This is a genomic window from Paenibacillus massiliensis subsp. panacisoli DSM 21345 (assembly GCF_000426545.1).
In the GTDB taxonomy this organism is placed as follows: domain Bacteria; phylum Bacillota; class Bacilli; order Paenibacillales; family Paenibacillaceae; genus Paenibacillus; species Paenibacillus panacisoli.
In genome coordinates this window covers 87,652-101,171 of the sequence record NZ_AUFO01000010.1, presented here as the reverse complement: position 1 = coordinate 101,171, position 13,520 = coordinate 87,652, and the positions used below count along the sequence as shown (strand labels likewise).

The 13,520-nt window shown below is 49.7% G+C and carries 11 protein-coding genes; all 11 read right to left on the bottom strand.

The genetic code is table 11. The features are described 5' to 3' along the window. Positions 1-15: 15 nt before the first annotated feature. Complete coding sequence (locus K331_RS0108680; RefSeq protein ID WP_028589989.1) at positions 16-1,533, bottom strand: sugar ABC transporter ATP-binding protein; 1,518 nt, start codon at positions 1,531-1,533, stop codon at positions 16-18. 73 nt (positions 1,534-1,606) lie between these two features. After that, on the bottom strand, positions 1,607-2,677 hold the full coding sequence (locus K331_RS0108675; protein WP_028589988.1) for a galactose ABC transporter substrate-binding protein: 1,071 nt from the start codon (positions 2,675-2,677) through the stop codon (positions 1,607-1,609). A 123-nt stretch (positions 2,678-2,800) separates the two neighbouring features. Continuing rightward, a complete protein-coding gene (locus K331_RS0108670) occupies positions 2,801-4,192 on the bottom strand; it encodes a sugar ABC transporter substrate-binding protein (RefSeq protein ID WP_028589987.1) in 1,392 nt (463 codons plus the stop codon). Continuing rightward, positions 4,189-6,018: a cache domain-containing sensor histidine kinase gene (locus tag K331_RS0108665; RefSeq protein ID WP_028589986.1), complete on the bottom strand. Its 1,830-nt coding sequence runs from the start codon at positions 6,016-6,018 to the stop codon at positions 4,189-4,191. The genes K331_RS0108670 and K331_RS0108665 overlap by 4 nt, the downstream gene beginning before the upstream one ends. Beyond that, positions 6,015-7,685, bottom strand: a complete 1,671-nt coding sequence (locus K331_RS0108660; protein ID WP_028589985.1) for a response regulator — start codon at positions 7,683-7,685, stop codon at positions 6,015-6,017. Before K331_RS0108660 ends, K331_RS0108665 begins: the two co-directional genes overlap by 4 nt. Positions 7,686-7,935: 250 nt before the next feature. Beyond that, the gene (locus K331_RS0108655; RefSeq protein ID WP_028589984.1) at positions 7,936-8,154 is read right to left on the bottom strand and encodes a hypothetical protein; all 219 of its coding nucleotides are present in this window, start codon (positions 8,152-8,154) and stop codon (positions 7,936-7,938) included. Positions 8,155-8,204: 50 nt separating this feature from the next. After that, positions 8,205-9,392 (bottom strand): Ger(x)C family spore germination protein, encoded by a 1,188-nt coding sequence (locus K331_RS0108650; protein ID WP_028589983.1) that lies wholly within the window; start codon positions 9,390-9,392, stop codon positions 8,205-8,207. Continuing rightward, entirely contained in the window at positions 9,389-10,501 is a 1,113-nt protein-coding gene (locus K331_RS29135; RefSeq protein WP_051289727.1) for a GerAB/ArcD/ProY family transporter, read from the bottom strand. The genes K331_RS0108650 and K331_RS29135 overlap by 4 nt, the downstream gene beginning before the upstream one ends. 36 nt (positions 10,502-10,537) lie before the next feature. Then, the gene (locus tag K331_RS29130) at positions 10,538-11,998 is read right to left on the bottom strand and encodes a spore germination protein (protein WP_036634467.1); all 1,461 of its coding nucleotides are present in this window, start codon (positions 11,996-11,998) and stop codon (positions 10,538-10,540) included. A 478-nt stretch (positions 11,999-12,476) separates the two neighbouring features. Further along, positions 12,477-12,827 (bottom strand): hypothetical protein, encoded by a 351-nt coding sequence (locus tag K331_RS31845; RefSeq protein ID WP_133569361.1) that lies wholly within the window; start codon positions 12,825-12,827, stop codon positions 12,477-12,479. Between the two features lie 231 nt (positions 12,828-13,058). Beyond that, positions 13,059-13,478 (bottom strand): cysteine metabolism transcriptional regulator CymR, encoded by a 420-nt coding sequence (cymR, locus tag K331_RS0108635; protein ID WP_025681074.1) that lies wholly within the window; start codon positions 13,476-13,478, stop codon positions 13,059-13,061. Positions 13,479-13,520 lie beyond the last annotated feature (42 nt).

Genomic DNA, 13,520 nt, shown 5'->3' with positions numbered 1-13,520 from the left:
TTCCTCCCGCTAAGCTTAAGCCATGCGCTGCTGCGCCGCCAGCCGCATGATATGCTGCTCCGTAGCCTCGGCACCTTCCACAATTCCTGTGAGCCTGCCCTCACTCATAACCATGATGCGATCCGACATCCCCAGCAGCTCAGGCATTTCGGAGCTGATCATGATGATGCTTTTGCCCTGACGGGCCAGCTCTGTAATGATGGTATAAATCTCGAACTTCGCCCCGACATCAATGCCACGAGTGGGTTCATCCAGCAGCAATATATCTGGATCGGTAAGCAGCCAACGGGCTAGCAGTACCTTTTGCTGATTGCCTCCAGACAGGTTGCGAATCAATGTGTTCACCGAAGGTGTCTTCGTCCGAAGCTTCTGTGTCTGCTCGGCTGCCTCTTCTCGTCCCCTTCTTTCATTCAGTAGGCCCAGCCGATTCCGATAGCGTCCAAGATTCGCAATGATCGTATTCTCATAGACAGACAGCACTGGAAAAATCCCTGTTACCCGACGTTCCTCCGTCAGAAGCGCCATATTATGCCGCTTGGCGGCAGCAGGTGAGGTGATCCTCGCTACACGGCCATTGATGTGGATCTTGCCAGCAGCCAGCGCCCGCAATCCGAACAAGGCTTCGATCAGTTCTGTTCGCTGTGCGCCTACCAACCCTCCGACGCCTAGAATCTCTCCCTTACGGAGCTCAAAGGACACATCCCGAAAAGAGTTCGGCTGCATAGCTGTCAGCCCTTCCGCTTTCATTATGACTTCACCAGGCACATGCGTCTTTTCTGGAAAACGCTCATTCAGATCACGGCCCACCATACGTGTAATGATCAGGTCCGTAGTTAGCTCGGCTGCCGCCCAGGTTCCGACCAGTGCGCCATCGCGCATGATCGTCACCTCATCGGAGATCGTCAGTATCTCCTCCATTTTGTGGGAGATGTAGATAATGGATACCCCGCGACTGCGGAGCTCCCTAATAATACTGAACAGCTGCTCCACCTCTTTGCCGGTTAATGAAGAGGTCGGTTCATCCATGACGATGACCTTGGAGCGGAAGGATACGGCCTTCGCGATCTCAATCGACTGGATTTTGGACACGGAGAGCGTTCTTGTAAGCGCCTTGGGGTCGATGTCCAAGCCCAAATCTGCGAACAGCCCCTTTGTGTCCTCGGCCATCTGCTTCTCATCCACCAGCTTGAACGGACCTATACCCATCATAGGAAAGCGCCCGAGCCATATATTCTCCATCACTGGACGATGGGGGACGGGATGCAGCTCCTGATGAATCATGGATATGCCCTGCGCCAGCGCTGTACTAGAATTCGGGATATCGACTACTTGCCCATTCAGCTTGATCTCACCTTCATCCGGTCGATAGATACCAAATAGGCACTTCATCAACGTGGACTTCCCCGCGCCGTTCTCACCCATAAGAGCATGTACGGTACCTGGTCGGACCTTCAGCGTAACCTGACTCAGTGCCTGCACCCCGGGAAAAGCCTTGGAGATGCCGTTCATCTCCAGCAAATATGGTGATTCCATATGATGTATCTCCCCTTCTGCTTCCCTTGCGGAGAAGGGTGCCGCGACTTCACGGCTCCCCCTCTCTTCGCGGTTATTGGGCGTCTGCGATATTGTCCTTGGTTATTTTCTTATAGGCGATCCATACATACTTTCCATCCGTAATATCGAAGCCGGTGTTGTCCTTCGTAGGCGTCTCGCCCTTAGCCAGAGCCTCAGCAATAGCTACCGTAGCTGCCCCTTGATTCTTGGCATCGTTAAGCACCGTACCGAGCATCGTGCCATCCTGCAAAGCCTGAATAGCTGGTGCAGTGGCATCCACACCTACAACAGGAATGCTCTTGTCACCCTGGAAATATCCAGCTGCCTTCAGCGCCTCAATAGCCCCCAGAGCCATGTCGTCATTGTTCGCAAGTACGGCTTCAATCTTGTCACCGTGTGAGGCCAGGAATGCCTGCATTTTCTCCTGTCCTTTGACGCGGTCCCACATCGCTGTATCTACAGCCAATGCTTCGACTTCAATCCCTGCATCCTCGATCGCCTGCACGGAATATTTGGTGCGCAGCTCCGCATCCTGATGACCTGGCTCGCCCTTCAGCATGACATATTGAAGCTTGCCGTCTCCGTTCTTGTCAGCCTCAGGATGTGCCTTCCAGTAGTCGACGATCAGTTGGCCTGAGATGGTACCGGATTCCTCCGCCTTTGCCCCAACATAATAGACCTTATCCCATTTGTTCATATCCTCAGCTACCGGCTCCCGGTTCAGGAACACGACAGGCACGTTAGCTGCCTTGGCCTTGTCAATAATAACCCCGGCTGCTGTGCGATCCACAGGATTCACGGCCATGGCATTGTACTTTTTAGAAATAAACAGATCGACCTTCTCGTTCTGGGTCGGCTGAGCATTTTGGCTATCGACAATATCCAGCTCAGCCTTGCCATCAGCAGCAGCCTTCATGGCATTTCGAACTCCAGTCATGAACGTATCATCGAATTTATAGATGGCTACCCCGACTTTGGGCAGTTCTGTGCCCGAGGATGTGCTTGGGGCTGCTGTATCTGTAGCTCCGTTGTTCCCGGTTGGCGTACTGCCAGCACCTCCGCCGCAAGCTGCTGTAACCAGCATCAATCCTGTCATAGCAAGCATGGTCCATGTTTTCTTCATGTATAATGACCTCCCCTGATTCATTCGGCAATGCCGATGTCTTTATTATGAAAGGGTTTACAATATTTTCGAATACAATATCTTCATCTGTTATATGAAAATCTTCATTTATTGGTGGGTCTGTCATTGCACAAAAGGAAATAACAGCTTCTGGTTATCCATCCAGAACATATTCTCCGTGCTGACCACTCTCGTCTCCAACGTAATCTGTGGCTGTACCTGCTCACCATTCAGATACGCTATCGCTTGTTGAGCACCAAGATAGCCGGCACTGAAGCCATTGTGAACAATCAGACGGCGGATAATCCCCTCCTGTAGCTGCTCCAATTGCTCGTGTTCACTCCCGAACCCTACGATCGGAATATCGTTACCAGAGCTACCATACTCGGCTACACTCCGTGCAGCAATAATACTCACCGACGCATCCAAAGCGATGACTCCAATATGCCCAGATGGCTGTGCTTGTGAGTTGCCACTCGTCTGTTGATCCAGCTTGGCGTATTGAACTTGAAGCCATTGCTCCATATGCAGCTGGCACGCCCCCTCATCCTGACAAGCCGGGAGAGTCTCAACTTGCAGCTGTGGATACTGCTGCTGGAGAATCTCACGTACTCCTCGCTCACGCTCAGCGAGAGCATAGCTGTCCATACTCAAGCCCGGATAAGTGCTTTGTCCTGCATTTTGTCCTGCATTTTGTCCTGCATTTTGTCCTGCATCATGATCTGTATTCCGGCCTGTATTCTGATTCGTTTGTTGAGTCATTTGCTTAGGATTGGTTCGATCTGCGACCCGAGCCGCATCCTGAGTGGTGCCAAGTAACAGCACCCTCCCCCTACCCTCTAGCAGCTCACCCATGGCTTGCCCAGCCTGTCGACCAGCTGCGTGATGATCCATGGAAATACTGCTGGTAACTCCTTGCACGTGTTGAGCATCCAATGATATAACCGGAATCGTCTTGCCCTTCTGTCCTGTAAGGGCAGCTACCTCGCGAATGGCTTGCTCCAATCCACGATCGCTTTCCGGATTCAAAATGATTGCCGTTGCACCCAACTCCAGAGCATGGGCCACTGCTGCAGCTTGAGCCGATTGTTCATCAACTTTGGCTTGTGGGTGGGCGGCATCGAATGCAATGTGGGGCTTCGTATAGAGTGCTGTCGTGGCACTATCAGAATTAGCAGTTTCCTTCGTATTGCTGGCCTCTGCCATAACATCATGTTCTTGTGAAGAGTCCCTTGCGGCCGTGGTCATTTCCACTGTAATCAGCTCTGCCCCCAGTTCCCTGACAGCAGATTCGGCTCCGAACTGTACCGCATCAGATACACTTTTACTCCCGGCGGGGGTAATGAGTGCAATACGATAGACAGGTGGCTCAGCATCGCTGGATGAATAGCTACAGCTAGTCAGCAGCAGACCCAACATGATGAATAATGGTACCCGTACCCAATTGAACCTGAGCCCACTATCTACATTCCCTCCTGCTGTACAATCGATTTCGCGACGGATGATCCCTTTCATTGAGAATGCTCCTTTCCTACGTCGTGGACAGGTCTGATGGGGAGTCGGATGGTCACGACTGTCCCTTCCTCCAATTCGCTGTCAAATGTCAAGCCGTATCCTTCGCCATACACCAGACGAATCCGATCATGAACATTCCGAACCGCTACACCTGAACCGGCTCCGCTTTTAACCACAGGCTTACCTGTGAATAACCGCTTCATCTGCTCCTCAGACATGCCCATGCCATTATCGCTAACCTCGATATATAGCAACTGCTCATTGGTGTACGTCCGTATTTGAATGAAGCCCTCGTCGCCCAATCCCTCAATACCGTGCACAATCGCGTTCTCCACCAATGGTTGTAGAATCAGCTTCAGTGTAGTGCAGCCCAATGTCTGCTCCTCGGCATCTATGTGGAATTGGAACTTCTGCTTAAAACGCATCTGCTGGATCGTCAAATAATGATAGACATGCTCCAGCTCCTCGCGAATGGTAATGATCGTGCGTCCTTGGCTTAAGCTTAGGCGGAAGAGCTTGGAGAGCGAGGTGATCATCGTGATTACTTCCTCGTTACGACTCATGCCAACCATCCGTACGACCGAATTCAGCGTATTGTACAAAAAATGGGGGTTAATCTGTGCCTGTAATGCTGCCAGCTCCAATTGGCGCTTCTGCTCCTGCTCCCGAATAATCTCATCCATGAGCGTCCGAATCTGACTGACCATAAGATTGAAACGTCTGGACAGCTGCTGCACCTCCAGCGGTCCCGTCATCGGCAGCTCTACATTGAAGTCTCCCTGCTCTACGGTCTTCATCCGGCGTTCCATTCGACGGATCGGCCTCGTTAACGTCGTGGATAGCAATATCGAAATGATAATGACCAGCACCAGAACCACGACCAACATGCGCAACAAATAAGCTGTTACCTCGTGACGGGTCGTCATGATCTCCTCCTTGTAGGCGACCCCAACAATTTTCCAGCCGATATTGGCGACGGATTTGACAGCATTCAAGCGCTGCTGCCCTTCCGCTGTATCCTCATAAGTGCCCGTAGCAACCAGCGCTTGCTCGATATTTTCCCGCTTCAGCCCCATGTACATGAGCTGCTGCTGCGGATGATAGACGATATTGCCTGCACTCTCATCAATAATGTACACGTAGCCACGCTGACCTAGGCTTACACGACGACTGAGCTCGTCGATCTGCTTGAAGTTGATATCTACCAGTAAAATCACCTGCTCATCCTGACCATTTCGCCGGACGGTTATGCCTTTGCTCATCGAGACTACCCACGGATATGAGCCTGCATACATATTCTGAATATGCGGCAGCGAGAAGCTCAGGTGATCAGGTACACGCAGCGCGGACTGGAACCAGCCCTGTTGGGTAATATGCGCACTGTTTCTCAATTCGGCAGCTGGTCGATTTTTGAGCAATTTCCCCTCCTGATCCAGCAGGGTGATTGATACAATATCCTCACGACTACTTAAGAGGGTATCCAGTTGCTTATCTACCTGTTGCCCCTGCCAGTCACCGTCCGCCAGCATATGCTCCTCAATCGCACGATACACATGGGACATGCCCCGGACGTAGTCCTCCAGATTGTAGCTGACCTGATCTACTATCTGCCGGGTTGCAAGCTCTGCGCTGCGCTCGGCAGCCCGCATGAACTGGTTATACAGCAGCATCGACGTTACAGTTAGCACGATGACCATGAATGCGGAGAATGATCTCGTAATAATCGTTCCGATGCTTTTCGCACCTATGAATTGTACCGGTTCAGATAATCGGCGGTTAATAGACCGCAGTAGCAATGCCCCTCTGTCCCCTAACCAGCGCTTCATGTATGACGCTCCTCGCCTTCCGCCCGTTCTGCCTGCTTGCGGTATTCCTTGGGGGAGACGCCCACTTGCTTTTTGAAGCAAAAGCTAAAATAATTCGGCTCCGCAAAGCCCACCTCCGCTGCAATCTCGAAGGACTTCAGCTCCGTCGAGCGGAGCAGGCGCTTCGCCTCCTCCATCCGTAGCTGCATCAAATATTGCAGGAAGGTCAGCTGAACCTCTTTCTTGAAAATGCTGCAAAAGTACCCCTGACTGATATGAAGATGGCTGCATACCTTTTGAATGGACAATTCCGGGTCTCTGTAATACGCCTTGGTGTACTGCAATGCCTGGTCGATCATATCCCGGTAAGCATGCTGGCGACCGGAGGCAATCCGTCTCTGCACCAGCTGACAGATATCGCGCAGTCTGCGCTTGGCCTCCTCCAATCCAGCCAGCTTGAGCAGCTCTGCGTAGACCTGGAAGCCTGCCCCGAACAATTCCTCCAGTTCCTCACCCGAGGACAGGGTGGCTTTCCATACCGTCGTAACAACTTCAATGAGATAAAGCTGTATATCATGGCTACCATGCTGACGGGTTACCTCGGCAAAGATCGTATCCAGTGCCTCTTCCAGCTCGTCTTCGGTGCCTGCCTTCAGACAGCGTGTCAGCATTTGCTGCTTCAATTCATCGAACCGCAGCTGCCCGCCTGCTCGTCGCTCGACCTCATCAATGTAGATCAGTCGATCGGTACCAGGTACTAGACGATAATCCAGAGCCAGCATCGCATCAGTATAAGAATGCGTCAGCAGTCCCAGCGAATCGACGAGCGAGCCTGCACCAATCGTCACTGCCAGCCGTAAATAATGATTCATGCTGCGCAGCACACGATCAAGTGCCTCCTGACGCTCCAGCACACGCTCATTAAGGCCGTCCCGATCAATGAACAACAATACGATCATATCCTGATGCCAGAATACATAGCCTGCACCGAATTCATTCCACACCTCACTCGCAATATTCAGGGCAGCGAATTGCTTAAGCTCTGCATCCTGCCATAGCACGGTAGCTGTATCGTCGGCTTCCTCTCCCGTTTGTCCCGACCTCCTGTCCGTCTCGTTCTTATGTAGCGTCAATACAGAAATGCTGTATCTGAAGCCTGTGAGGTCAAGGTCCAGTTGCCTTGCTTTATCGTGTACGTAGTCCTCTGATCGCTGTCTATATAACAAAGAGGCCAGAAAATTTGATTGTAGCAGTGGAAGACTGTTGTGATAGTACTCTCTCAGCTTCCGTAAATTCTCCCTTTCCGCTACATCCGCAGCCATCTGTGAACATAGACGAGTCAATAGTTCCGTCAGATGTCCTGCCGAGAAAGGCTTCAGCAGATATTCGTCTACGCTAAGGGATACTGCTTGTCGGGCATAATCAAATTCATCGTATCCTGTCAATATGACCAGTTTGATGAGTGGATTGCGCCTACGCAGCTCGTGGGCCAGCTCCAGACCGTTCATGAAGGGCATGCTGATATCTGTAATTACAATATCGGGTTCCACTCGCTCTGCTAGCTCCAAGGCTTCCCTTCCATTCTCGGCAAGTCCCACAATTCGAAGGCCCAACGCCTCCCAATCAATCTCCAGCACAAGTCCTTCTCTTACATCCTCTTCGTCATCCACCAGCAATACCCGATACATGGGGATTATGCCTCCCTTACCTCTAAAATGAATGAGCAGCGCCTGCTCCAAAATCATATGTGTCAAGTGCCCGGACATTACTATACAATAGATTCGGATTATTGTAACCGCTTACTTATTTTCTTGTATAAAAGAATATGAATACAGACTTAACAACAAAAAGACTCCTACAGAGGAGTCTTCAGGCGGGATCATCTGGAAGGAGTCTTTGGAGGAGTCTTAGTTAGGAGCGCATCTATCATCATTTCATTCACTTCATGATTTTGTCAATCTTCCCGAACAGCAGCTTGATCCATTGGGTCGGACCAGGCAGGTTCGGCTGGTATAAGAGAACAATGGCAAGGATCGCCGTTCCAAGCGTAACACTGATCATAATCACACGCACTCTTCTGGTTGAACAGCCATGCCATTCACCAAAGAGGATCACAGCTGCGAGAAACAAGATGCCAAGCACGGATACCAGCCTCATGTACTCCCTCCTACTATGCAGTCGATCTAATGTACGAATCTGCTATTTAGCTACTTCCTGCTTTGATCAGCCCTCCCCTGAGGCTCTGTGGACTTGCCTGTACGAGTGATCAGCGCCTTGCTACGAATATCCACCTTCAATTCATGGAAGACAGTCGGCCATTGGGTCTGCTGCTCTCGCCACTGTCTGGGGTACCGCTGACGGAATGCTGTGGCAAATCTGAACAGGTCTGTCTTAAGCTCCTTCTGCGACAGCGCAACAGCCCTCTCCGCCAGAGACTTCAGTCTGTTCTGCCAAGCCTCCTGCACCTCCACCATAACGGCCGGGTTAGAAAGCTCCGCGTCTGTCGTGTTCAGAACCACCTCGCCCCGAGCTTCAATATCAATGCCAACACTCCATTCTCCATGAATGATTCGAGGTCGGATTTTTGCCTTGGCATCGATCAGTCGAATGGACATAGAGCCCTTATACGAATGAATTTCCACAGGCATGATGATATTGTTCAGCTCATTTACAAGCAGCAGTACACCAATACTTAGAGGTTCTGTAACCGTTCGGACATATTTATCCTTTTTATACAGGCTTAGTCCCCGGACAAAAGGCGTCGTCACCAATTTCTCCTGTCCCGGATTCGCTGGAGTAACTAGCAGCCGTGTTAAGATGGCGGACTGACTGGGACCTTCAATCGACTGAGCCAGCTCCAATAAGGTGACGCGCGCACCAAGGCCCAAATTCGCCATTTCCCGCAAGGATTCAGCGGAGCTTCTTTCGAGAGGATCAAGTAGCGCAAGCATTCCCTTGGCCTCTTTTTCACTAGAGAAAACGTAGGCATGCTCCCGGATCTGGGGATAGCGGAGGAAAAAATCAATATACTCCCGTAGGCCCTGCTTACCTGCTTGCTCACTGATGACAATCACTTCACAATGCCCCCAGAACATATCACGTGAGACCTTGCGCTGCAGACGATTGAGGGCCTCGGCTACAGTAGCCCCTTCAGCGGTGCGAGTCATCGTCACTCCGCTTGGACTCCCTCCTGTGCCCCCAACCCCGCCTGCCTTGCGAGGGATGAATATCTGTGCTGTCAGCTCCACCTTCTCTTGCGCATAATCAATACCGGTTGCCAGTACAATTGCCAGGTCATTCACCTCATGCCTGTCCCAGCAACCTGTTAGAAGCAAGCAACCCACGAGTAGCAGCAAGCATCGCTGCCAGTACTGATAGGGATTATGTTGTCTCATGTTGTTCGAGCCCCTTTTTTACGGCTACGGCCCCATATCTGCTTCAAGAGAGCTATCCCATAGATTCCGGCGGGAAGCACCAACAGACACACCAACGTGTACACATTAGCGGAGGTGCCTACGAGGTTGCCTGCCCCCGACTGACCAGATACGACCCAATAGGAGAAGACCAAGCACAGAAATGCGAGTGGAAATACCATGGGCCTGTAGTCCTTCATACCGAACCATTCAGCCGTCGCTGTGGCAAAAATATAGAGGAACACGGAAATTTTGACGAATATCCCAAAAATCCAGATTGCAATGATGATAGACTCGATATGCTGCAGGAAATCAGCAATTGTAATGTAGCGTGCAGCAATCATGACAGGGAAAGAGAAGCTATCTGTCATATCGCCCATCAAGAACAAGCAGAAGAGATTCGTGATCACCATCGCCGCCGTTGTCACGCATAAAGAGCCGATCATGGCTCTGGACATGTGTTTCTTATCATTTACGTAAGGAATAAGGAAGGCCAGAACAATATATTCGCTGAACGCCGGGGCTACTGCTCCTTTGAGGGTAGGTATTACTCCATATTCCATGAAGGGAAGCAGTTGTACAGGCTCCAACTCACCAATCAGCAGTACGAAGATCAATCCCAGCAGAACAACGAGCAAGGTCACAAACACTTGAGAGGTACGGCCCACCACCTCAATGCCTAACCTGACATTCAAAGCACACACCAGCGTCATGGTGCCCATGATCACGAATAGAGGCGTGTTGGGAAGCGCATTGCTTGCAATGAATTCACCATACACCCGAATGACCAGACCATTGAGATGTGGCAAAAAAATAAGAAAAGCCAAGCCGACGAATTTACCAGGCAACCAGCCCACAATCTTCAAGCTGGACTGCATAATCGTCTGGTTCGGATAGAGATGATTCAGTCCAATCGATATGCCAACGGTCGCCAGTCCAACAATGGAGCCCCACAGGGGAGGAAGCCACATATCGTGACCTGCATAGTGCATCGTAATGGCAGGCACAGACAGAATCGCTGTCGCTAGGACCGCTGGAAAGATCATGAAGGCTAGTTCTGTAGCCGATATTTTCCCTTTGTCCGTCAACATACAGGCAAGCTCCTCATTAACTGAATTTCGAGCGTTCTAGCGTGACTTGCTCCAGGACAGAGACCTCCACCATACATCCTTCATCTTTGAGCTAGAGGTCGGAGTGATTGGGAACAGATAGGGTGTTCCAAAGGAACGTAGACTGCTGAGATGGATCACGATTAAAATAATGCCTAGCATGACGCCAATAAGACCCAGCGTACCCGCCAGTAGCATGATCGGGAAACGAAGCAGACGTGTAGCAATACTGGCTGTATAACGTGGAATCATAAAGGAAGCGATCCCTGTAATGGCAACGATAATGATCATCGGAGCTGATACGATCCCGGCAGATGTGGCCGCTTGACCGATGATCAGCGCCCCCACGATACTGACCGCTGAGCCGATCTGCTTGGGCAGGCGAACACCTGCCTCGCGCAGGGCTTCGAAGGAAATCTCCATAATAAGTGCCTCAATGAGTGCTGGAAAAGGAATCTCCTCCCTTGCCCGAGCGATGCTGAGTAGAAGCACTGTGGGAACCATCTCCTGGTGAAAGGTCGTAATAGCCACGTAAGCGGAAGGAAGCAGCAGTGATAATACATAAAAAATATACCTGAGCCAGCGGATAAAAATACTAATATACAGGTTCTGATAATAATCCTCCGGAGACTGCAGCATCGAGGACAGTGTGACAGGAGCAATGAGCGTGAAGGGGGTTCCGTCCACCAGAATAGCAAAGCGGCCCTCCAGCAGATTCGAAGCCACGACATCAGGCCGTTCGGTAGCAATCATCTGCGGAAAGGGCGAATAGCGCTGATCAATAATTCCGTCTTCGATGTACTGACTCTCCAGTACATCCTTCACGCTTAATTTGCGTAGACGAGCCTCTACCTCCTTTACCAAAGCATCCTCGATGAGTCCTTCTACATAGGCCAGCGTAACTTTGGTTCGCGTATATGTTCCCATCGTAGACGTCTGGAGCTTCAGCGCAGGAGTCTTGACTCGCAGGCGCAGTAGATTCAGATTCGTACTGAGCGATTCTGTGAACCCGTCACGCGCTCCGCGAACAGTGGATTCTGCAGCCGGCTCTTCTGGTGCTCTACTCTGGTTGTTTACCAGAGGATACAAGATGCCTGCAGGCTGCCCTTCCAGCAATAGTAGTGCCTGTCCCTCCAAAATGGCCTGTACAGCCTGTTCGATTACATCAACGCGTTGAACGGAGGAGACTGGCAGCTGTTCCTTGGAAAAGTCCACACCGATAGAATAAGAGGTGCTCGCGTCCCCTAACCCACCTTTCTGCAATGGAGCAAGCACCTGCCGCTCAAGCCTCTCCACATCGCATAGTCCCGAGCAATATACGATGAGCGCTGACGTATAACGTGCTGTGTGAAATGCGTGGAACACAACATCCGAGCACCCGAAAAAAACAGAGCGTAACACCTGCTCGTCAGCCATCAGATGGCCTGTTAACGATTGCTGATTTCGCTTTTCCGTGGATTTGCTCGTGGATCTGCTCATCGTACAATTCCTCCCTCCAATTGGGCATTCTTCCATTGATAACAGATAGCCTATACAGTCACAGGAAAATTATTCACAAGGCAAATAGCCGATTCCCTTCTGTTGCCCAGGCGCCATCAGAAAAACCGACACTAAAACCTCATTAATAGACTCTTCTTCATAAGTGGCAACCTTTAAACTAAGACAATTTTCATTTTTATATTACAAACCCCTTATATTAATTTTTATTTTTTTGATTTTTTAATTTCTTATTTCTCTCTTTATTCTGTGACAATTGAAATTATTCTCAATTTTTGGATTAGAATGCCAATCATCCTTCATTATATAGGTCATTTGTCGTGTAAACTAAATGACTTCGTGTCATACCAAGGAAAGTGGTGCTCAGTCGATCGAGTTACATAAAAAAAGCCCGCAGACTACTCCTATCGGAGTCAGCCTACAGGCTTAACGAAGTCAAAATTTGTTGATTTAATACAATTTATTTAACAGTAATATAGTAGGCAATCTTATCCCCTCCAGGAAGATCAGCCATTACTGTAACTACACCAGGCTTAAGTCCAATCACTAGCCCCTGACTATTTAAGTAGATTTGATCATAGGGTGGAGCACTAGCGATCCAAAAACCAGAGCCTGATAGATTTCTGGATTCACCTACACTAAGAGTAAGATAGCTGTGATAAGTAGAACTTGGAGTAATTACACGCGAGTCCACTGATGAAGTAATTTGAGGACCTGCACTTGCAGCTGCAGCAGTATCGGCAAATGGGGTTGATCCCAAAGAGAAGCATGCAGCCGCAGACAAAAGTCCAACCAATATTTTTTTCTTCAACTTCTATCACCCTTTCATATTTGGAATACTTTTCTATTATATACCTTATAATTACTAAATTAAATAATATATTCATTTTTTATTTATTTTTATGTATTTTTGGTGAACTTTGTATTAAATTAAACGTGGTTTTTAGTGATTCTTCTTTTGATTTATTTATACATAGCAATAAAAAAGCAGGGATAAGCCCTTGAAATAAAGGATTTATCCCTGCTTCTATTTTACGAAAAACTAAATATAGAACATGTAATTATCAGCCTTCTCCTGCTCCTGGAAGGATATCAGATCCTTCAGCGTCGTGGAGTCCAGTACTTCTGCAATGCTATCGCGGATACGCAGCCACAGATCGCGTTTTGCGGGATCATCCTCTTCCGTGAAGTCCACAGGAGAGATCGGTCCCTCCAGTACGCGGATGATATCTCCTGCCGTAATATCGCCAGGGTCTCCAGACAAAATGTAGCCACCATAAGCGCCACGAATACTCTTAACCAGCCCTGCATTACGCAATGGAGCGATCAGTTGCTCCAGATAGTGCTCGGACAGCTGGTTTTTCTCAGCTATACTTTTCAATGATGTAGGACCTTCGCCGAATTTGACGGCAAGCTCCATCATAATGGTTAGACCATACCTACCTTTAGTTGATATCTTCAAGGTGCCACCTCATTTGTCAATGTATTCTTATAGAGATGCATG

Excerpts from the sequence above, each read along its gene's own strand:
- K331_RS0108680 (WP_028589989.1), bottom strand. The coding sequence starts at position 1,533 with ATGGAATCACCATATTTGCTGGAGATGAACGGCATCTCCAAGGCTTTT.
- K331_RS0108675 (WP_028589988.1), bottom strand. The coding sequence starts at position 2,677 with ATGAAGAAAACATGGACCATGCTTGCTATGACAGGATTGATGCTGGTT.
- K331_RS0108670 (WP_028589987.1), bottom strand. The coding sequence starts at position 4,192 with ATGAAAGGGATCATCCGTCGCGAAATCGATTGTACAGCAGGAGGGAAT.
- K331_RS0108665 (WP_028589986.1), bottom strand. The coding sequence starts at position 6,018 with ATGAAGCGCTGGTTAGGGGACAGAGGGGCATTGCTACTGCGGTCTATT.
- K331_RS0108660 (WP_028589985.1), bottom strand. The coding sequence starts at position 7,685 with ATGTATCGGGTATTGCTGGTGGATGACGAAGAGGATGTAAGAGAAGGA.
- K331_RS0108655 (WP_028589984.1), bottom strand. The coding sequence starts at position 8,154 with ATGAGGCTGGTATCCGTGCTTGGCATCTTGTTTCTCGCAGCTGTGATC.
- K331_RS0108650 (WP_028589983.1), bottom strand. The coding sequence starts at position 9,392 with ATGAGACAACATAATCCCTATCAGTACTGGCAGCGATGCTTGCTGCTA.
- K331_RS29135 (WP_051289727.1), bottom strand. The coding sequence starts at position 10,501 with ATGTTGACGGACAAAGGGAAAATATCGGCTACAGAACTAGCCTTCATG.
- K331_RS29130 (WP_036634467.1), bottom strand. The coding sequence starts at position 11,998 with ATGAGCAGATCCACGAGCAAATCCACGGAAAAGCGAAATCAGCAATCG.